This window comes from Microbispora hainanensis, from assembly GCF_006874475.1.
Lineage (GTDB): Bacteria > Actinomycetota > Actinomycetes > Streptosporangiales > Streptosporangiaceae > Microbispora > Microbispora hainanensis.
In genome coordinates, this window is record NZ_VIRM01000014.1 from 66036 (window position 1) to 86960 (window position 20925).

The following is a 20925-nucleotide window of genomic DNA, read 5'->3' on the forward strand; positions in this document are numbered from 1 at the left end:
CAACCTGCCCTAGATATGCCCCTCCGAACACCCCGATCTTGTCAGCGAAAGGCCGCGAGCGGGATGGGCAGCCACGAGGGCCGGTTGCGCGCCTCGTAGACGACCTCGTAGACCGCCTTGCTCAGTTCGAGCGCGCGCAGCAGCACCGCGTCGTCGCCGCGGATGCGCCCGCCGCCCTCGGAGTAGCCGGCCAGGAAGGCGGCCCGGTTGCGCTCGGACCACTCCCTGGCCCGGCACTCCAGCGCCTCGGCGTTGGGATGCCCGGCCAGCAGGTGCCGCGCGGCGTATTCGAAGGAGCGCAGCATGCCCGCCACGTCGCGCAGCGGCGAGTCGAGCGCCCGCCGCTCGGCCAGCGGCTGGCCCGGCTCGCCCTCGAAGTCGAGCACCACCCAGTCGGTCATCGTGCGCATGACCTGGCCGAGGTGATAGTCGCCGTGCACGCGCTGCACCGTGATCTCGTGACCGAGGTCGGCCAGCCGGTCGAACGCCTCGGCGGCCACGGCGGCGTGCTCGCCGAGGGGCGGCACCTCGGCCACCGCCTTGTCGAGGCGGCGGCGGAACCGCTCGGTCATCCGCTTGATCTCGGTCGGCTCGATCGTTCCCGTGGGGAAGGCGCGCGCGAGCTCGCGGTGCACCTGCGCGGTGGCCACCCCGAGCCGCCGCGCCTCGGCGGCGAAGTCGCCTCCGGCGTCCTCCGCCGGCATGCCCTCGGGGCACGCGTAGAAGTCGCGCACGCTGGTCAGCGCCATCGACCAGCCCTCGTTGGCGTTCTGCAGATACTCCTGCATGATCGCCAGGGTGGTGGGCTCGCCCTGGAGCTCGGTCTCGATCCAGCCGTACGGCTTGGCCACGTGGGCCGAGCCCGCGTCCGCGAGCGCCGTGATGATCTCCAGCTCGGGGTTGACTCCCGGGTTGAGCTGGCGGAACAGCTTGAGGATGTACGTGTCGCCGTACACCAGCGAGGTGTTCGACTGCTCGGCGGTCAGCACGAGGCTGCGCTGCGAGGTGTCGATCTCCACTCCGTGCGCCGGGTGGAAGCCGAGGCCGTCGAACCGGCGGTCGCCGGCCATCCCCTCCAGCAGGTGCCCCATCAGGGCGGAGTCGTGCAGCGCGTCGTACACCTCGACCTCGCGGCCGTCGCCCCGGCGGCAGGTGCCGATCCGGACGTGACCGAGCCGGTCGGGCAGGTGCTCGCGCAGCCCGACCGGGATCTGGTAGCGCGTGCGGCGCTCCCCCTGCCGCACGCACACGATCAGGTGGACCAGCGCCGGGTCGCCGGAGGCGATCTCGATCTCGGAGTCGATGGACAGGTCGTCGATGGCGCGCCCCTTGCCGGCGAACCACCGTTGTCCGGTGATCCAGCCGGCCAGGAGTCCCTGAAGTGAAGTCGTCACTCCTCCTTCGTGCCGGCCGCCCTGTTCGTGACGGGCAGTGTGAACCAATAGAACCCATGCCCAGGGAGCGTCAAAAGATACGGAAGCTCGCCGATCGGGGGAAACGGAACTCCGCCCATGCACTCGACCGGCGTGGACCCCTCGAACCTGCGCAGGTCGAGCTCGACCGGCTGGGGGAAGCGCGACAGGTTGTTGACGCACAGCACCCGGTCGTCGCCCAGCTCCCGCACGAACGCGAGCACGCTGGGGTTGGACGAGTTCAGCTCGGTGAACTCACCGAGGCCGAACACCGGGTGACGCTTGCGGATCTCGATCATCCGCTTGGTGAAGTGGAGCAGCGAGCTGGCGCTCTTCTGCTGCGCCTCGACGTTGATCGCCTGATATCCGTAGATCGGATCCATGATCACCGGCAGGTAGAGCCGGCCGGGGTCGCAGCTGGAGAATCCCGCGTTGCGGTCGGGCGTCCACTGCATGGGCGTGCGGACGCCGTCCCGGTCGCCGAGCCAGATGTTGTCGCCCATGCCGATCTCGTCGCCGTAGTACATGACCGGCGAGCCGGGCAGGCTGAGCAGCAGCGCGGTGAACAGCTCGATCTGGTTGCGGTCGTTGTCCAGCAGCGTCGCCAGCCGGCGGCGGATGCCGACGTTGGCCCGCATGCGGGGGTCCTTGGCGTACTCGGAGTACATGTAGTCGCGCTCTTCGTCGGTGACCATCTCGAGCGTGAGCTCGTCGTGGTTGCGCAGGAAGATGCCCCACTGGCAGTTCTCGGGGATCTTCGGCGTCTGAGCCAGGATCTCCGAGATGGGGTAGCGCGACTCCCGCCGCACCGCCATGAAGATGCGCGGCATCAGCGGGAAGTGGAAGGCCATGTGGCACTCGTCGCCGCCGGTGACCGGGTCGCCGAAATACTCCACCACGTCGGCAGGCCACTGGTTGGCCTCGGCCAGCAGCACCCGGTCGGGGTAGAGGCGGTCGACCTCGGCCCGCACGCGCTTGAGGTACGCGTGGGTCGCCGGCAGGTTCTCGCAGTTGGTGTCCTCCTGCTCGAACAGGTAGGGGATCGCGTCGAGCCGGAACCCGTCGATGCCGAGGTCGAGCCAGAAGCGGATGACCTCCAGCATCGCGTCCTGCACGTCCGGGTTCTCGAAGTTGAGGTCCGGCTGGTGGTGGAAGAACCGGTGCCAGTAGTACTGCCCGCGGACCGGGTCGTAGGTCCAGTTGGACGCCTCGGAGTCGATGAAGATGATCCGGGCGTCCTTGTACTTCTCGTCCGTGTCGCTCCAGACGTAGAAGTCGCCGTACGGACCCTCGGGGTCGGTGCGGGACGCCTGGAACCAGGGGTGCTGGTCGCTGGTGTGGTTCATGACCAGGTCGGCGATGACCCGGATGCCGCGCTTGTGCGCCTCGTCCACGAGCCTGACGAAGTCCCCCAGATCGCCGAAGTCCGGGAGGATCTTCATGTAGTCCGAGATGTCATACCCGCCGTCCTTGAGGGGGGACTCGTACAGCGGGAGCAGCCAGAGACAGTCGATGCCGAGCCACTGGAGATAGTCCAGCTTCTCGATGAGGCCACGGATGTCGCCGGTGCCGTCGCCGTTCGAGTCGGCGAAGCCCCGGATCAGCACCTCGTAGAAGACAGCCCGCTTGTACCAGTACTTGTCCCGCGGCTCCTCCTCGGTGAAGGTGTTGGGGACCGGCTGCGTGTGGCTGGGCTGGGTGTGACTGGGCTGAGGTGTCGTCGAGCTCACCTTTTGACTCCCCGGATGTGCCGAGCTGCGCTCACGGGCGGTGCGCTGACCCGTGGCGGAGCGTGAGAATGTGTGCGGGATGGACGTGCGGGTCGAGGCGCACGTAGTTCGCCTGCCCCCAGCGGTACGACTCGCCCGACAGTTGGTCGTCCACGACGAACTCGGCATGCCAGTCGAGACCGAGGGCCGGCATGTCGAGCCAGACCGTCGCCTCGTGTGTGTTGTGTGGATCCAGATTGACGACGGCCAGCACGACATCGCCTAGTCCGTGCCGTCGTGAGGCCGTGTCATAGGCGCCGGGCAGCCGCTTGGAGAAGCAGATCACGTCCGGCTGGTCGACGTTGTGAAACCGTAGGTTACGCAATTCCTGGAGTGCCGGGTGCGCTCTTCTCAACAAATTGAGCTGGGTAATGAGCGGGGCAAGGCTGCGGCCCTCACGCTCCGCTTCGGCCCAGTCACGCGGCCTGTACTGGTATTTCTCGCTGTCCAGGTACTCCTCGCTGCCGGGACGCACCGGGACGTTCTCGGCCAGCTCATACCCGGAGTACACACCCCACGTAGGAGCCATCAACGCGGCCAGAATGGCCCGGATCTTGAACGCCGGGACGCCGCCGTGCTGGAGATACTCGTGCAGGATGTCGGGCGTGTTGACGAACAGGTTCGGCCGCAGGTAGTGCGAGGTCTCGTGGGACAGCTCCCGCAGGTACTCCTCCAACTCGGGCTTGGAGTTGCGCCAGGTGAAGTAGGTGTACGACTGGTGGAACCCGACCTTGGCGAGCGTGCGCAGCATGGCAGGGCGGGTGAACGCCTCGGCGAGGAACAGCACGTCGGGGTCGGTCGTGTTGATGTCGGAAATCAGCCGCTCCCAGAACCGGACCGGCTTGGTGTGCGGGTTGTCCACCCGGAAGATCCGCACGCCGTGGTCCATCCAGTGCCGGACCACCCGCTTGACCTCCGCGTAGATCCCCTCGGGGTCCTTGTCGAAGTTCAGCGGGTAGATGTCCTGGTATTTCTTCGGCGGGTTCTCGGCGTACGCGATCGAGCCGTCGGCCCGGATGTTGAACCACTCCGGGTGCTCCTTGACCCACGGGTGGTCGGGGGAGCACTGGAGCGCGAGGTCGAGGGCGACCTCCATGCCCAGTTCGCGCGCCTTGGCGACGAACGCGTCGAAGTCCTCGATCGTGCCCAGATCGGGGTGGATCGCGTCGTGCCCGCCCTCCTGTGAGCCGATGGCCCAGGGCGACCCGGGGTCGTACTGGTCGGGGGTCAGGGTGTTGTTGCGGCCCTTGCGGAACTGCGTCCCGATCGGGTGGATCGGCGGCAGGTAGACCACGTCGAAGCCCATCTGGGCGATCGCCGGGAGCCGCCTGGCCGCCGTACGGAACGTGCCCGACTTGGGCGCCACGCCCTCCTGCCCCACCACGGCGCCCTCCGAGCGGGGGAAGAACTCATACCAGGAGCCGAACAGCGCCCGCCGCCGGTCCACCCGCACCCGGTTGCGGCCCGACCGGGTGAGCAGGTCGCGCAGGGGGTGCGCGGCGATCAGCGCGGCCGTCTCGGGCAGCTGGGTCACCGCGAAGCGCGCCCTGGGGTCCACCGCGTCGTCGCGCAGCCGGGCCGCGAGGGCCAGCAGAGCGGCCCGGTGCCCGCAGGTGCCGCCCGCCTCCGCCGCCGTGCAGTCCGCCGCCCGCACGCCCTTGGCCGCCCGCTCGAACAGCCGGGCGCCCTCCTCGCACATGAGGTCGGCGTCCAGGTCGCGCGGGATCTTGATGCCCGCGTCGTGCATCCACGTGGCGATCGGATCACTCCACGCCTCCACCCGGAACTGCCACAGGCCCTCGGCGGGCAGCGTGACCTCCACGCTCCACCGGTCGGTGCCGGGGGCGACCTCGCGCATGGGCAGCATCCGGCCCGGCGTGCCGCTCGGGTCGGTCAGCACCACGCCGGCGGCGACCGCGTCGTGTCCTTCGCGGAACACCGTCGCACTGATCTCGAAGGTCTCTCCCGCGGCGGCCTTGGCGGGCCACTGGCCGCAGTCGACGACGGGCTGGATGTCCTGGATGGGAATGCGTCCGATCATCGTCACTTCGTACTCGGGGGCGGCACACCGGGTGCCGCCGGGGTTTGCGGGGCAGGAACAGCTGTGGTCAGGCGGCAGCACGAGACACGGGATCCGCTGGCCGCGGTCCTTCTCGTCATACAGGGGTTGCCCTAATAGTCCACTCTTACCCCTGCGGAACGAAAGACCGCTCGCGTGTTTGGGATGACGCCCCCGGGAGATCGATCATTGCGTGCCGGCCTCCGCGGTCCGGCACCCACATCACCAGGTCAAGGGTACTTTGGTGAGGTTTGAACCGGTCTGATGGTGGTGAGAGCGTTCGAGAGCTGGCTTCGCAGTACGGCAAGGTTGATTCGGTCGCGCGTCGTGGCGCTGAGTAACTAGGGTCTGGCCCCGTGAGAGCTATCCGCAGGTTCACTGTCCGAACGGTTCTTCCCTCACAGCTCGCACCTCTGGGCGAGTTGGTCCAAAACCTCCGATGGTCGTGGCACCCCGAGACCATGGACCTGTTCGCCGAGGTGGATCCCGAGGTCTGGGAGCGTGTCGATCACGACCCCGTCGCGCTGCTCGGTGCGGTCGAGGCCGAAAGGCTGCGTGAGCTCGCCCAGGACCGGCGCTTCCTGCGCCGCCTCGCCGACGCCGCCGACGACCTGCGCGAGTACATGACCGCCCCCCGGTGGTACCAGTCGCTGGAGGACGCGCCGAAGGCGATCGGCTACTTCTCGCCCGAATACGGCATCTCCGCCGCCCTGCCGCAGTATTCGGGCGGCCTCGGCATCCTCGCCGGCGACCACCTGAAGGCCGCCAGCGACCTCGGCGTCCCGATCCTCGGCGTCGGCCTGCTCTACCGGCACGGCTACTTCACCCAGTCCCTTTCGGCGGAGGGCTGGCAGCTTGAGCACTACCCGTCCCTCGACCCCGGCGGCCTGCCGCTCACCCTGCTCAAGGAGGAGGACGGCGCCCCGGCCCGCATCAAGATCGGCCTCCCCGAGGGGCGCGTCCTGCACGCCCAGATCTGGGTGGCCCAGGTCGGCCGCGTGCCGCTGCTCCTGCTCGACTCCGACGTCGCCGAGAACGACACGGTCGCCAGGGACGTGACCGACCGCCTGTACGGCGGGGGCGGCGACCACCGCCTGATGCAGGAGCTGCTGCTCGGCATCGGCGGCGTGCGGGCCATCCGGGCCTACTGCCGGATCACCGGCCACCCCGACCCCGAGGTGTTCCACACCAACGAGGGCCACGCGGGCTTTCTCGGCCTCGAGCGCATCCGCGAGCTGACCGAGGCCCGGCTGTCGTTCGAGGAGGCCCTCGAGGCCGTACGCGCCGGGACCGTGTTCACCACCCACACGCCGGTCCCCGCGGGCATCGACCGGTTCCCGGCCGAGATGATCGCCCGGCAGTTCGGAGGGTCGAACGCCTGGCCGACGGTGTCGGTCGACCGCATCCTGGAGCTCGGCGCCGAGCCCGACGGTCCCGATGCCGACAAGTCGGTCTTCAACATGGCCGTCATGGGCATGCGGCTGGCCCAGCGGGTCAACGGGGTGTCCAAGCTGCACGGCCGCGTCAGCCGGGAGATGTTCAAGGGGCTGTGGCCGGGCTTCGACGTTGACGAGGTGCCGATCGGCTATATCACCAACGGTGTCCACGCCCCGACCTGGGTCGGCCGGGAGATGATGGAGCTCGCCGGCGAGGAGCTGCCCTCGCTGATCGACATCGAGCAGGGCTGGGAGGGGGCGCGCAAGCTCTCCGAGGCCGACATCTGGGGCATCAGAGGCACGCTGCGCGCCCGCCTGGTCGGGGAGGCGCGGCGGCGGCTGCGCAAGTCGTGGCGCCAGCGCGGCGCCAGCGAGGCCGAGCTGGGCTGGGTGGACGAGGCGCTCGACCCGAACGTGCTGACGATCGGCTTCGCCCGGCGGGTGCCCTCCTACAAGCGGCTGACCCTCATGCTCAGGCAGCCCGACCGGCTCCGCAGGCTGCTGCTCGATCCGGACAAGCCGGTGCAGATCGTGATCGCCGGCAAGGCGCACCCGGCCGACGAGGGCGGCAAGAAGCTGATCCAGCAGATCGTCCGCTTCTCCGACTCCGAGGACGTGCGGCACCGCATCGTCTTCCTGCCCGACTACGACATGGCGCTCGCCCAGCTCATGGTGACCGGCTCCGACGTGTGGATGAACAACCCGCTGCGCCCCCTGGAGGCGTGCGGCACGTCCGGCATGAAGGCGGCGCTCAACGGCGGCCTCAACCTGTCCGTCCGCGACGGATGGTGGGACGAGTGGTACGACGGCAACAACGGCTGGGCGATCCCCAGCGCCGACGGCGTGGACGACCCCGAGCGCCGCGACGAGCTGGAGGCCACGGCGCTGTACGACCTCATCGAGCGCGAGGTCGCCGACCGCTTCTACGACCGGGCCGCCGACGGCCTGCCCCGGCGCTGGCTGGAGATGGTCAAGCACACGCTCATCTCGCTCGGGCCGAAGGTGCTGGCCGGGCGGATGCTGCGCGACTACGTCGTCGACCTGTACACCCCGGCGGCCGTCTCCGCCCGGACGCTCGCGGCCGACGACTACCGCAACGCCCGGCAGTTCGCGGCCTGGAAGCTGCGCGTGGCCAAGGCGTGGCCGGGCGTACGCGTCGAGCACGTCGAGGCGACCGGCGTGGGGGACACCCCCGAGCTGGGGGCCCGGCTGGAGCTGCGGGCCACGATCGCCCTCGGCGAGCTGTCGCCGGAGGACGTCCAGGTCCAGGCCGCCTACGGCCGGGTGGGCGCGCACGACGAGCTGATCTCGCCGAGCTACGTCACGCTGAAGGTCGACTCGGTGGGCGACGACGGCCGGGCGCACTACAGCGGCGTCGTGCCGCTCGACCGCACCGGCGCGTTCGGCTACAGCGTGCGCGTGGTCCCGTTCCACCCGCTGATGGCGTCGGTGGCCGAGCTCGGCCTCGTCGCCGTCCCGGAGGAGCCGGTCGGCATGACCAACGGCACCCTGCGCTGACGAATGCCGGTCACCCTCCCGCCTGCTTCCTTCCCAGGTGGGAGGGGTAGACCAGCACCATGGCACAGGCCCTGCACATCGGGATGATCGCCCCGCCGTGGTATGACGTGCCGCCTCGCGCGTACGGCGGCATCGAGGCGGTGACCGCCACGCTGGTCCGCGGACTGCGGGCGAGCGGGCACCGGGTCACCGTGATCGGAGCCGGCCGCGACGTGGATCTGCGGACCTACGACGAGCCGCCCTCGGACCGGATCGGCGAGCCCTTCCCCGAGGTGGTGCACGCGGCCGAGGCGGCCCGCCTCCTGCGCGGCCTGGAGGTGGACATCGTCCACGACCACTCGCTGGCCGGGCCGCTCACCGCCGCGGGGCGGCTCGTGCCGACGGTCGTCACCTGCCACAGCGACGTGAGCGGGGAGCTGGGCGACTACTACCGGAGCCTCGGCGCGGACGTGGCCCTGGTGGCCATCTCCTCGTCCCAGCGCGCCCACGCGCCCGGCCTCAACTGGGTGGGGCGGGTGCACAACGCGGTGGACGTCGCGGCGTGGCCGTTCCGGGAGCGCAAGGACGACTGGGTGCTGTGGCTGGGGCGGTTCAACCCGGACAAGGGCGCGCACCTCGCGATCGAGGCCGCGCGGGCGGCGGGCCGCCGCATCCTGCTGGTCGGCAGGCTCGCCGAGCGGGCGGAGTGGGCCTACTTCCGCGAACGGATCGAGCCGCTGCTCGGGCCCGGCGCCGAATACCTCGGCGAGGCGGACGAGCGGTTCAAGAGCGACCTGTTCTCCCGGGCCCGGTGCCTGGTGCTCCCGCTGCTCTGGGACGAGCCCTTCGGCATGGTCATGATCGAGGCGATGGCCTGCGGCACGCCGGTGGTGGCGCTGCGGCGGGGCGCGGTGCCCGAGATCGTGGTGGACGGGGTGACCGGCTACATCCGCGACACGCCCGAGGAGCTGCCGGCCGCGATCGAGGCGGTCTCCGCGCTGGACCCGCACGCGGTGCGCGACAGCGTGGTCCGGCATTTCGACGTGCCCGTGATGATCAGGGGTTACGAGCGCGTCTACCACGAGGTCACGGCCGCGTCGGCGGAGGCGCCCCGGCGGCCCCTCCCGCTCGGCCACTGATCTCCCCTTTATCGTGGAGCCATGGGTGAATTCGTCAGGGTGGAGATCTCCGAGCACGTCGCCACGATCCGGCTCGACCGGCCGAAGATGAACGCGCTGAACCGGCAGGTCCAGGAGGAGATCGCGGAGGCCGCGGGCCTCGTGGACGCCGATCCGAACACGCACGCGGTCATCCTCTACGGCGGCGAACGGGTCTTCGCGGCCGGCGCCGACATCAAGGAGATGGCGGTCATGTCCTACGCCGACATGGCCGTGCACTCGCGCACTCTGCAGGACTGCTTCACCGCGGTCGCGCGGATCGGCAAGCCGGTCATCGCCGCGATCACCGGCTATGCCCTGGGCGGCGGCTGCGAGCTCGCGCTGTGCGCCGACTTCCGGGTGGCCGGGCAGAGCGCGAAGCTCGGCCAGCCGGAGATCACCCTGGGGATCATCCCCGGCGCGGGCGGCACCCAGCGCCTGCCCCGGCTCGTCGGGCCCGCCCGGGCCAAGGACCTGATCTTCACCGGGCGGCACGTGGACGCCGCCGAGGCGCTCGCCATCGGCCTGGTCGACCGGGTGGTGCCCGACGGCGAGGTCTACACCGCGGCGCTCGAACTCGCCGCGACCTTCGCCCAGGGGCCGGTCGTCGCGGTGCGGGCGGCCAAGCTCGCGATCGACCACGGCCTCGAGACCGACCTCGACACCGGCCTGGAGATCGAGCGCCTCCAGTTCTCCGGCCTGTTCGCGACCCAGGACGCCCGGGAGGGCATGACGGCCTTCGCCGAGAAGCGCCGCCCCAAGTTCACCGGGAAGTGAGCTCACCGGCCGCCGTGTGGGCGAGGACGGCGCCGGCCAGTTCGGCGTGGACCTCGGGCGGCAGGGTGTGGCCCATTCCCTTGACGGTCATCAGCCGGGCGCCGGGGATCCGCTCGGCGACGAGGGCGCCGTGGCCCGGCTTGGCGGGCTCGTGCGTGCCCTCGACGACCAGGGTGGGCGCCGTGATCCGGTGCAGGACGCCCACCGGCTCGAAGCCGGGCTCGGCCGCCGCCGCAAGCCGGTGGTTGGCCGCCGCGTCCAGGTTCCGCGCCCGGTCGTACACGCGTTCGGCCAGCCTGCGCGAGGCGTCCTCGTCGAACGGCAGCCCGGTGCCGTGCAGCACGCGGTCCTCCGCGATCATGCGCTCGATCCGCTCCCGCCGGTCGCGCGGCGGCGGGGCGGCGATCACCTCGCGGTAGAACGCGACGAACTCCGGCGTGGGCTCGGGCAGACTGCCCTCGGGCTGCGGCTCGCCCGTCAGCGCCCGCATGAGCACCGCGCCCTCACCGCCGCCGAGCGGCGACGAGGCGATGACGGTGAGCGTCCGCACGCGCTCCGGCCGCTCCACCGCGATCAGCTGCCCGAGCAGCCCGCCCGCCGAGTGGCCGACCAGATGCGCGCTGTCCAGCCCGTGCGCGTCCATCACCCGCAGCACGTCGTCCTTGATGTCGTCCCATGTGTACGGATCCTTCGCGAAGTCGGCGACGCCGGACATCCCGGTGTCGCGGTGGTCGTAGCGGATCACGCGCCGGCCGCCCGTGACGAGCCGGCCCACGAACGCGTCGGGCCACAGGATCCCCTGCGACATCGCCCCCATCACCAGCACGATCGGCGCGTCGGCCGCGGCCCCGAACTCTTCACTCCAGATGTTTGGCATGGGCTAAAGCATGCTGTGCGGGGCCGCCGGCGCCTTCCGTAGAACTACCAGCCGCGCCAGTTCCGTACGTGAGGTGATGCCGAGCTTCGGATAGATCTTGTACAGGTGATATTCGACCGTGCGCGGGCTGAGGAACAGCCGGGCGGCGATCTCCTTGCTGGTCGCGCCGTCCGCCACCAGCGTGGCGATGCGCAGCTCCTGCGGGGTGAGCGCGTCGAGCGCCGTCCCCCGCACGTCCGGCACCGCCACGGGCGTCGCCGGCCCGTCCTCCTCCGGCCGGACGCTCTCGCCCGCCGCGCGCAATTCGCCGTACGCGCGGCGCGCCCACGGATCGGCTCCCGCGCGCCGGAACGTCTCGAACGCCGCGCGCAGGTGCGCCCTGGCCTCTCCGGGCCGGTGCGTACGGCGCAGCCGCTCGCCCAGCAGCAGTCCCGTCCTGGCCGCCTCGAACGGGTTGGCGTGCAGTCGCGACGCGTCGCCGAGCGCATCGACCGCCTGGCCGTCCGGCAGGACCAGGCCGCGGCACCGGGCGAGCAGCGCCCGCGACTCGGCCGTCCCCGCGTGGGCCGACCAGCGTTCGTACGCCTCCAGTGCCGCCCGGGCGGCGTCGGCGTCGCCCGCGCCGACGGCGGCCTCGATCCGGTCGGGCGTGCTCCGCCAGACCACGGTCGGATGACCGGCTCCCCGGCCCGCGGCGGCGAGCGCGGTGAACCGGTCGTGCGCGGCGGCGAACCGGCCGAGGCACAGGTCGAGCATGGCCAGGGCGTACGCCGCGAGCCCGGCGCGCAGGCCCACCCGGTGGGGGACGGCGATGGCGAGCGCCTCCCCGGCATGCCGGGCGCAGGCCTCCTCCTCGCCGCGCAGGGCCGCCACGGCCGCGAGGTTGGCCAGGTGGGCCGCCACGGTGTTGGCATATCCGGCCTCGCGCGCCAGCTCCAGGCCCTCCTCCGAGACGGCCCGGCTCTCGGCGAGGCGTCCGGCGAGCCGCTCCGCGGTGGCGACGAACTCCAGCACCACGGGAAGCTGACCGGCCATCCCGGAGACCCTGGCCACGCGCCCGGCCCGCTCGGCCAGCTCGGCGGACAGGTCGACCTCGCCCAGATAGCCGGCCGCCGCCGTCGCCCACAGGAAATCGGCCGCCTCGCGCAGCTCGCCCGTACGGCCGAGCGCCCGCCTGAGCAGGTCGTGCCCGCCGTCGCCCGCGAGCGTCGCGCCGATGCCGGCGACCACGTCGCGCAGGAACCCTTCGGGGAAGGCCGCCGCCCGCCGCCCGATCTCGACCATGGCCGCCGTGTCGCCGGCGTACGACGCCGCCTCCGAGGCGTCGGCGAGCATGTCCAGGGTGTCGCCCGCCGCGAGGATCCGTACGGCCTCGGCGGCGTTGCCGGAGTTGAGCTCGAACCGTCCGCGGAGCCGGGCGATCTCCATGGTCAGCGTGGTGTCCGCCCCGGCGAGCTCGCGCGCCTCGGCCAGCAGCGACTCCGCCTGGCCGGGACGGCCCCCGAGCCACGCGGCCGCGGCGGCGTCCGTGAGCCGCCGGGCGCGCACGAGCGGCGCGGGGGTGAGCTCGGCGGCCCTGGTCAGGGCTGCCGCGGCGGCGCCGTAGCCGCCCCGGTCCCGGGCCTGCTCCGCGGCCCGCGCGAGCGCCGCGGCGACCGATTCGTCCTGGCCGAGCGCGGCCCCGGCCAGATGCCAGGCCCGCCGGTCCCCCTCGGACATCTCGGACGCATCCGACACCTCGGCCAGCGCCCCGTGCGCCTCCCGGCGTGCGGCGGGGGAGACCGCCTCGTACACCGCCGACCGGATCAGCGGATGGCGGAACCGCACGCGCGTCCCGGACACGCCCGCGAGCCCGGCCGACTCCAGCTCGGGCAGCGCCGCCTCGCCCGCGCCCAGCCGCTCGGCGGCCCGCAGCACCAGGCCGAGATCGCTTTCGACGGCCGCCAGCAGGGCGGTCAGCCGCGCCCCCGCGGACAACGCGGCCACCCGGTCGCCGAAGAGCCGGCTTCCGCCGGGCAGGGGGTCGGGGAGCGGTTCCCGCCCGGCCCGCTGGGCGTCCGTGAGCAGCCGCGCCGTCTCGCGCAGCGCCAGCGGGTTGCCTCCGGTCAGCGCCACGAGCTCGCGCCTGACCGGCGCCGCGAGCGTGAAACCGGCGTCGAGCAGCTCGGCGGCCGCCGGTTCGGCCAGCCCGGCGATCTCCAGCGAGGGCAGGCCCGGCACCGGCATGTCGCCGCGTACGGCCAGCGGCATCGCGATCGGCTCGGTGCGCAGCCGCCTGGCGGCGAACAGCAGGGCGTCGGCCGACGGCCGGTCCACCCACTGGAAGTCGTCCACGACGCAGATCAGCCCGTTGGGCGCGGCGGCCTCGGCCAGCAGCGACAGCACCCCCGCCGCCAGCAGGAACCGGTCGCCGGAACCGGCGGGGGCCAGCCCGAGCGCGCCGCGTACGGCCTCGGCCTGCGGGTCCGGCAGCGCGTCGAGCAGCCCGGTCACCGGCAGCAGCAACTGGTGCAGGGCGGCGAACGCCAGATCGGCCTCCGCCTCGACCCCCGTGGTCCGCAGCACGCGCACGGGCCCGCCGCGGGAGGCCGCCAGGTCGAGCAGCGCGGTCTTGCCCGCGCCGCCCTCGCCGCGCAGCACGAGCGCGCCGCCCTGCCCCTTCCCGGCCCGAGCGATGAGGTCGTCTATCGCGGCCGTCTCCGCCGATCTGCCGTAAAGCACAACCGCAGACTGTATTGCGCGGTGAGAGGCGAGGCCGGCGCTCCCCGCCCCGGGAACCGGTCATATGCGGCTTCCCAGGGTCCTTTGAGCAACTTCAAATTTTGCGTCAAGAACCGCTTCAAAATGCCACTATCGTGGCGGTCCATGATGCGGTTGCGAGTGCTGGGCCTGTCACGGCTGCGCCGGGCGCTGCTGTCCCGGCTCGACTCTCGATACGTCACCAAGCCCGATCACCGGCAGGACCTGAAGGACGCCCTCTGGGAGGTCCAGATGCTCCGCCGCGAGGTCGTGGGGCTGCGCGACGAGGTCGACCGGCTGCGGCGGGTCGCCACGGCGCCCGTGAAGCAGGCCGCGGCCCCCACCCCTGCCCCCGATCCCAAGGCGGCCGAGGCCCACCGGCTGGCCACCGAGACCGCCGAGGCGGTGGACACGCTGTTGCAGAACGAGATGCGCATCTGGCAGGCGATCGACGACCTGTCGGCACGGGTGGGCGCTCCCGGGCGGGCGGGGTGACCGGTCGTGCGGGTGCGATGGACGCGTGACACGGACGTCTGGCGGCTGGTCTTCCTGCTCGACCCGGAGGACGAGACGACGGGGGCCTGCACCGACGGCCACCCCGTCGAGCTGCGGACCAACTCCTGCCACGTCCGGATCGGGGACGCCGGTGCGTCCCCCCATCCCGACCTGCTGGCCGTCGCGGCGTGGACCGTCGTCGCGCCGTGGACCAGGCGCCGGGTGACCTTCGACCGGCCGATCTCCGCCGGGCTCGCCGAGGCGTTCCGTACGGCGTGGGGCGTGGACGCCGGGCCGGTCGGGGCGGACGCCAGGCGCGGCACCCGCCTCGCGATCTCCTACAGCGGGGGCGCCGACTCGATGGCGGTGGCCGCGATGTTCCCCGACGCGCCGTTCGTGCACTTCCAGCGGGTCGGCCACCCCCGGGTGCCCAACCGGTGGACGCACTACCGCTCGGATGTGCTGGCCAAGCTCGCCCGGCAGACCGGCCGCGAACTCCACATCGCCCAGTCTGATCTGGAGTTCCTGCTGAGCCGTCCCCGGCCCGGCTTCCCCGAGCACCACGCCGTCACGGTGGGGGCGCTGCTCCTCGCCGACGATCTCGACCTCGGCGGCGTCGCGCTGGGCTACGAGATCGGGTCGCGCTGGCTCGGTGGCGACCGGTACGTCCTCCGCTACACACCGGACAATCCAATGTGGGCGCAGGAGGGGAAGTGGGGACGGGTGTTCACCGCTGCTGGACTGCCGATGGTGCTTCCCGTGGGCGGCGTGAGCGAGGCCGTGACGATGCGGCTCGCTCTGGAGTCGGATCTGCGTGAGCACGTTCGCTGGTGCCTGCGCGGCTCGGACGACGGGCCCTGCGGGCTGTGCGGCAAATGCCTGTACAAGGAGCTGATCCAGGCCGCGATCGAGGGCCGTTCGATGCGCACCACCCTCACCGCCGAGAGCGCTCCTGCTCGTTCCTGGCAGAAGCCGCCGCCGTACGGCGGGCAGGAGATGATCGAGTACGGGTGTGCCAGGGTGCCGAACGTCGAGGAGACGCCGTTCGCGAGGGCGGCGGAGCACCTCCAGGCGACCAAGGAGTCCACCCGCTGGTTGGAGCACTGCTACCGGCCGGCCGTCGACGAGGTCCCCGAACCGTGGCGCAAGCAGGTCGACACCTTCGTCGGTGAAAACATCGGGCTGATGACCGAGGACGAGGCGCTCCGCGTGGAGACATGGGGGGAAAGATGAAGATCTACCTGTCGGTGGACATGGAGGGGGTCACCGGGCTCACCGACCCCGAGGAGATGCACCACGGGGGCCGCGGGTACGAGCGCGGCTGCGAGCTGATGACCGGGGACGCCAACGCCGTGATCCAAGGGGCTTTTGACGCCGGTGCCGCATCCGTGCTGGTGAACGACGCCCACGGCTCCACCAAGAACCTCAGGATCGACCTGCTGGACGAGCGCGCCACGCTGATCAGGGGTCCGGGCAAGCCGCACCGCATGGGTCAGGGCCTCGTCGCCGGCATGGACGCCGCCTGCTTCGCGGGCTACCACGCGCGCGCGGGCGTGCCGCACGGGGTGCTCAACCACACGTGGATGGGCAAGGAGATCCAGAACGTCTACCTGAACGGCGAGGTCTGCGGCGAGACCCGGATCGTGGCCGGCTTCGCGGGCTCGCTGGGCGTGCCGGTCGCGCTCGTCACCGGTGACGAGGCGGTGTGCGAGGAGGCCAGGGAACTGCTCGGCGACGTCGAGACGGTCGCCGTGAAGAAGGGCATCGACAAGTTCTCCGCCGAGCTGCTACCCCCCGCCGTCGCCTGGCGGCGCATCCGCGAGGCCGCGGCCCGTGCCCTGGGCAGGCTGTCCGATTTCCGGCCCTACGTGGTCGAGCCGCCGTACACGCTGGGCGTGGAGTGGAACTCCACCGCCATCGCCGCGGCCTGCTCGATCGTGCCCGGCGTACGGCTCGCCGGCTCCCGGCACACCGAGTTCACCACGGACGACTACCACGAGATCATGGCGGTGTTCGGGCTCTTCTCCATGATCGGCGGCCAGGTCGCCTGCGGCAGCGGCCGGTACGGCTGACGCCGTTCTTCCCCCCAGCACGGCTGACGCCGGTCACCCCGATCACGGCCGAAGCCGGTTCCCCCAACGACGAAGGCAGGCAGGGTGGCTAGCAGTGACCGCGGGACGCGGGAGCGTACGGGGGCGCTGACGCGGCGCGCCTTTCTGGTGGGCGTCGGCGCGGCCGGAGGCGCCGGAGCGATGTACGCGGCGATGGGGGCGCTCGGGCTCGCACCGGATGACCAGGAGAAGGACTACACGCCGCCAAGCCGTTCCGACTTCGCGCTCAGCGGGAGGGGCGCCGGCTCCGTGGTGATCCTCGGTGCGGGCATCGCGGGCCTGGCCGCGGCGTACGAACTGAGCAAGGCGGGCTACGACTGCACCATCCTGGAGGCCCGCGACCGGGTCGGCGGGCGCAACCTCACGCTGCGCGGGGGCGACCGGCTGCCCGAGCTTTCGGGTGCGACGCAGGAGGCACGGTTCGGAGAGGGCGTCTACTTCAACGCCGGCCCGGCCCGCATCGCCCAGTGGATGGTAACTCTCGATTACTGCCGGGAGCTCGGCGTCCCGATCGAATTGTTCGTCAACGACAACTCCAGCGCGTACGTCTACAACAGGGGCATGAAGGCACCAGTCCGCGCGCGCACCGCCCGCGCCGACACCTACGGCTACATCAGCGAGCTGCTGGCGAAGGCCACGAACGCGGGCGCGCTGAACCGGCGGCTGACGGCGGGCGACAAGGACCGCCTGCTCCACTTCCTGTCGGAGTTCGGCGACATCGGCAAGACCTACACCTACACCGGTTCGGAGCGCAGGGGGTTCTCCGAAAACCCGGGCACGGCCGAGGGCGTGGCGCTTGGTCCGCCACCGCCTCTGTCGGAGGTGCTCGGCTACGGGCTCGGCCGGTCCATCACGTTTCCCTTCGGCTACGAGATGGCCATGCCGATGTTCCAGCCGGTCGGCGGCATGGACGCCATCGCCGTCGCGCTGGCCGACGCCGTGGGGCGCGACCGCATCCGCACTTCGGTCGAGGTCAAGAAGATCATTAATCTGCCCGACGGTGTGGAGGTCGAGCACACGGGCGGCTCGACCAGGGCGGACTTCTGCATCGCGGCTCTGCCGCCGCACGTGCTCGCCCGGATCCCCGGCAACCTGGACGCGCGGGTCGTCGCGGCCCTGAGGACGCCCACTCCGGTGTCGGCCGGGAAGATCGGGTTAGAGTATCGTCGCCGCTGGTGGGAGACCGACGAACGGATCTACGGCGGCATCACCGAGACCGATCTGGACATCGCGCACATCTGGTATCCGTCCTACGGTTTCCACGGCACACGGGGGCTGGTGGTCGGCTACTACAACCTCGACGAGGACGCCGAGGCGTACGGCCGCCTCACCCACGCGGAGCGGCAGCGGCGGGCGCTCACCCAGGGCAAGAAGATCCACGGCGAGAAGTACCGGTCCGAACTGCTGTCCAGCGTCTCGATCGCCTGGCAGCGGCAGCCTTTCATCGAGGGCGCGTGGGTCGCCTGGCCCTCCTATGAGGGGGCCTTCACGCTCCTGCAGCGACCGGCCGGCCGGGTGTACTTCGCGGGCGACTGGCTCACGCACCTCATCGCCTGGCAGGCGGGGGCGCTGGAGTCGGCCCGTAAGGTGGTCACCCAACTGCACGAGCGCGCCGTCAAGGAGGGCTGAATGCCGCTCGAATGGGTTCCCGCGTCCGACCGGCCGGACCTGCTCGCCGATCCCGTCGCCAAGGCCGTGGCCTCGCTCGACGTCACGGTGAAGGTCGCCGAGATCGATCCCGCGCTGTCCGACACCGCCGCGTTCTGCGAGCGGTACGGCGTGGCGATGGAGGACTCGGCCAACTGCGTCGTCGTCGCCGCCAAGCGGGGCGGGGAGACGCGGTATGCCGCCGTCATGGTTCTCGCCACCGATCGGGCCGACGTCAACGGAATCGTGCGCCGCCGTCTGGACGCGCGGAAGGCGTCCTTCGCCCCGCAGGCGGAGGCCGTCGAACTGACCGCTATGGAGTATGGAGGGATCACTCCGATCGGCCTTCCCGAGGGCTGGCCGGTGCTTGTTGACGAAAACGTGACCCGGCGGCCTTTCGTGGTGATCGGCAGCGGCGTCCGCCGCTCCAAGCTGGCGCTTTCCGGCGAGGCGCTGGTCGCGGCGACGCGGGGGGAGGTCCTCGCGCTCACCATTTGACCGTTTGCCGGGAAACCGCTGGCGTCTTTTCTCCGTTGTGCTGAGCAGAGATGTGGCGCGATGGTTCACTCATGGGCGTTCTTTTAGTCGGTATGGTGCTTAGGCAATGAATCAGGACGACCGACTGGGCCCGTACCGGCTGCTGAGGCGGCTCGGTGAGGGCGGCATGGGCGTGGTTCACCTCGCCCTCGACCCGCAGGGCAGACAGGTGGCCGTCAAGGTCCTGCGTTCGGAGGTCGCGGGCGACGACGTCGCGCGCAGACGCCTGTCGCGCGAGGTCGAGACCATGCGCCGGGTCCGCGGGCCGAACATCGCGGAGGTCGTCGACGCCGATGTCACCGGGCGCAGGCCGTACATCGTCACCCGCTACGTGCCGGGACGGCCGCTCGACGAGATCGTCAAGAACGACGGCCCGCTGCCCCTCGACGCCCTGCTCAAGGTCGCCGTCGGGGTCGCCGAGGCCCTCGCCGCCGTGCACGCGGCCGGGGTCATCCACCGCGACCTCAAGCCCGGCAACGTGCTGATGCTGGACGGCCAGCCGGTGCTGATCGACTTCGGCATCGCCCAGGCGGTCGACGCCACCCGGCTCACCCAGACCGGCATGTTCATCGGCACGCCCGGCTATCTCGCCCCGGAGATCATCGAGGGGCACGAGGCCGGGCCGCAGGTGGACGTGCACGCCTGGGCCGGCACCGTGCTCTACGCCGCCACCGGCCAGCCGCCGTTCGGCAAGGGCACGCTGGAAATGATCTTCTTCAACATCACCTCCGGCCGGGCCAACGTCGAGGCCGCTCCCGGGCCGATCCAGCCGATGCTGCGCGCCGCGTTCCACCGCGACCCGGCCCGGCGGCCGACCGCGGCCGAGCTCGTACGGCAGCTCGCGCGGCTCCTGCCCCAGTCGCCGGGTGGCAGGCCACGCGTGCCCGACGAGATCACGACGGTGCCCAACGTGGACGACACCGGCGGTCAGCAGGCCGCAGGGCCCGGCCGTCCGGGCGGGTCGCCGGTGCCGCCGGTCAGCCCGCCTGTCGCGCCCGTGGCGACGCCGCCGGTCACGCCGTCGCAGCCGGGCGGCCGGGCCGAGGAGTTCGTCTCGCTGCTGCGCGAGACGCCGGCGGCGGGCCAGGGCGGCGACCCCTTCCCGACCGTGCGCGTGACCGGAGAGGACCTGCGCCGGGCGGGCCTCGGGCCGGGCGGCCCGGGGACCGGTCCGGCGAACAGCCCGAACGGCCCGAACGGCCCGGCGAACAGTCCGGTGGAGAACCGGGGCCCGGCGGAGGGCGACATCCCCACCCGGATGGCCCCGCCCCGCCCCTCGCCGACCGGACCACCCGGCCCGACCGGCCCGACCGGACCGTCCGGCTCCTCCGGTCTGTCCGGCCCGCCCGCGTTCCCGGGCACGCCCGTGGCGGGCCCAGGGGCCGCGACCGGTGGGCCGTCCGCGCCGCCGCATGGCCGGCCGGCGGACGAGTGGCCCACGCCGATGCTGCGTCCCGAGGGCGACATCCCGACCCGGCGGGTGACCTCCGAGGAGGTGCGCCAGGCCGTCGCCGGCGACCCCACGGGAGCACGGGCGGCGTCCCCCGGGTCCGCTTCTCCGGGCTCGGCACCCGGATCCGGGCGGCACGGGGCCGCCCAGCACGGGTCCGCCCAGCACGGGTCCTACGAGCAGGGGGACATGGCGGCGCGCGATCACGCGCTCTTCGGGCACGCGCCCGAGATCTACGAGCGGACCCCGCAGGTCCACCAGCCGAACCCCACGCCGTTCATGCCGACGGTGCGGGTGCCGCCCCCGCCGCCCATGCCGTTCTCGTCCGGGGGGTTGTTCCAGCGCTCCAAGACGTACGGGGTCGCGAGCGCGCTGCTGCTCGTCGTGATGACGTCGCTCGCGGTCGTGGCGCCGCTGCTGGTGTGCCTGGTGGCCGTGCCGGCCGTGGTGCTGCTGCGGGCCGCCGACCTGGCCCAGCCGCACCTCAACTCCCGTCGTCCCGCGGGCGCCGCGGCGGCCGACGTGCTGCGGGTGCTGAGCCGTCCGGCGGAGCTCGTGAAGTCGATCGGCATCACGATCGCGCTCGTGCCGTACGCGCTGATCCTGGGGCTGCCGGTGACGCTGCTGCTCACCATCCTCGTCGGCGACACGCACGCGCTCCGGCTCGCGGCGCTGAGCTGGGGGGTCGCGACGGCGCTGTGGACGATCTGCGCGGGGCCCGGAGTGGTCGGCCCGGGCAGGCAGATGCGGCGGACCCTGGCCTCCCTGGTGCCGGGAGAGGGAGCGGCGAAGGGGCTCGCCTGGGGGATCGGCGCCCTCGCGGTGCTGACGGCGGCGGTCGCACTCTCCAGCCTTCTGGGTAATCAGACAGCAGGGCACTTCTGGGGCCCAATCGACGTTTATTCACTAGTGCAACGACTGGAAGACCTGCGTAACCAGGCGGGGAACGGGTGACGGGGGAC

General features: G+C 71.8%; 14 protein-coding genes. 9 read left to right on the top strand and 5 right to left on the bottom strand.

Translation table 11 applies throughout. The features are described from left to right. Window positions 1-41: 41 nt before the first annotated feature. The 3 genes from FLX08_RS13960 to FLX08_RS13970 are packed head-to-tail and all read right to left on the bottom strand — an operon-like array spanning window position 42 to window position 5222. Window positions 42-1394, bottom strand: a complete 1353-nt coding sequence (locus FLX08_RS13960) for a maltokinase N-terminal cap-like domain-containing protein (protein ID WP_142619262.1) — start codon at window positions 1392-1394, stop codon at window positions 42-44. Further along, window positions 1391-3142, bottom strand: a complete 1752-nt coding sequence (gene treS, locus FLX08_RS13965; protein WP_142619263.1) for a maltose alpha-D-glucosyltransferase — start codon at window positions 3140-3142, stop codon at window positions 1391-1393. The genes FLX08_RS13960 and treS overlap by 4 nt, the downstream gene beginning before the upstream one ends. Before the next feature lie 31 nt (window positions 3143-3173). Continuing rightward, complete coding sequence (locus FLX08_RS13970) at window positions 3174-5222, bottom strand: alpha-1,4-glucan--maltose-1-phosphate maltosyltransferase (protein ID WP_142619264.1); 2049 nt, start codon at window positions 5220-5222, stop codon at window positions 3174-3176. Window positions 5223-5596: 374 nt separating this feature from the next. On the opposite strand from FLX08_RS13970, the gene glgP reads away from it, so the two are divergent. The 3 genes from glgP to FLX08_RS13985 are packed head-to-tail and all read left to right on the top strand — an operon-like array spanning window position 5597 to window position 10107. Beyond that, window positions 5597-8194 carry an alpha-glucan family phosphorylase gene (gene glgP, locus FLX08_RS13975; protein WP_142619265.1) on the top strand — a complete coding sequence of 866 codons (2598 nt, stop codon included), beginning with the start codon at window positions 5597-5599 and terminating at the stop codon, window positions 8192-8194. Between the two features lie 59 nt (window positions 8195-8253). Further along, the gene (locus FLX08_RS13980; protein WP_142619266.1) at window positions 8254-9312 is read left to right on the top strand and encodes a glycosyltransferase family 4 protein; all 1059 of its coding nucleotides are present in this window, start codon (window positions 8254-8256) and stop codon (window positions 9310-9312) included. 21 nt (window positions 9313-9333) lie between these two features. Beyond that, complete coding sequence (locus FLX08_RS13985; protein ID WP_142619267.1) at window positions 9334-10107, top strand: enoyl-CoA hydratase/isomerase family protein; 774 nt, start codon at window positions 9334-9336, stop codon at window positions 10105-10107. Here FLX08_RS13985 and FLX08_RS13990 read toward each other — a convergent pair. Further along, window positions 10094-10984 carry an alpha/beta fold hydrolase gene (locus tag FLX08_RS13990; protein WP_142619268.1) on the bottom strand — a complete coding sequence of 297 codons (891 nt, stop codon included), beginning with the start codon at window positions 10982-10984 and terminating at the stop codon, window positions 10094-10096. The genes FLX08_RS13985 and FLX08_RS13990 overlap by 14 nt on opposite strands. Before the next feature lie 3 nt (window positions 10985-10987). Beyond that, window positions 10988-13705 (bottom strand): helix-turn-helix transcriptional regulator, encoded by a 2718-nt coding sequence (locus FLX08_RS13995; protein WP_142619269.1) that lies wholly within the window; start codon window positions 13703-13705, stop codon window positions 10988-10990. 144 nt (window positions 13706-13849) lie between these two features. Between FLX08_RS13995 and FLX08_RS14000 the strand changes: the two genes are divergently transcribed. The 6 genes from FLX08_RS14000 to FLX08_RS42065 all read left to right on the top strand — a co-directional run bounded on the left by FLX08_RS14000 (window position 13850) and on the right by FLX08_RS42065 (window position 20917). Next, entirely contained in the window at window positions 13850-14218 is a 369-nt protein-coding gene (locus tag FLX08_RS14000) for a hypothetical protein (RefSeq protein WP_244312626.1), read from the top strand. Between the two features lie 6 nt (window positions 14219-14224). Next, complete coding sequence (locus FLX08_RS14005; protein WP_142619270.1) at window positions 14225-15451, top strand: DUF6395 domain-containing protein; 1227 nt, start codon at window positions 14225-14227, stop codon at window positions 15449-15451. Further along, window positions 15448-16290, top strand: a complete 843-nt coding sequence (locus tag FLX08_RS14010) for a M55 family metallopeptidase (protein ID WP_142619271.1) — start codon at window positions 15448-15450, stop codon at window positions 16288-16290. The genes FLX08_RS14005 and FLX08_RS14010 overlap by 4 nt, the downstream gene beginning before the upstream one ends. An 84-nt stretch (window positions 16291-16374) precedes the next feature. Next, a complete protein-coding gene (locus FLX08_RS14015; RefSeq protein ID WP_341874327.1) occupies window positions 16375-17958 on the top strand; it encodes a flavin monoamine oxidase family protein in 1584 nt (527 codons plus the stop codon). Next, complete coding sequence (locus FLX08_RS14020) at window positions 17959-18474, top strand: YbaK/EbsC family protein (protein WP_142619272.1); 516 nt, start codon at window positions 17959-17961, stop codon at window positions 18472-18474. A 106-nt stretch (window positions 18475-18580) separates the two neighbouring features. Further along, on the top strand, window positions 18581-20917 hold the full coding sequence (locus FLX08_RS42065) for a serine/threonine-protein kinase (RefSeq protein WP_244312627.1): 2337 nt from the start codon (window positions 18581-18583) through the stop codon (window positions 20915-20917). Window positions 20918-20925: the final 8 nt, after the last annotated feature.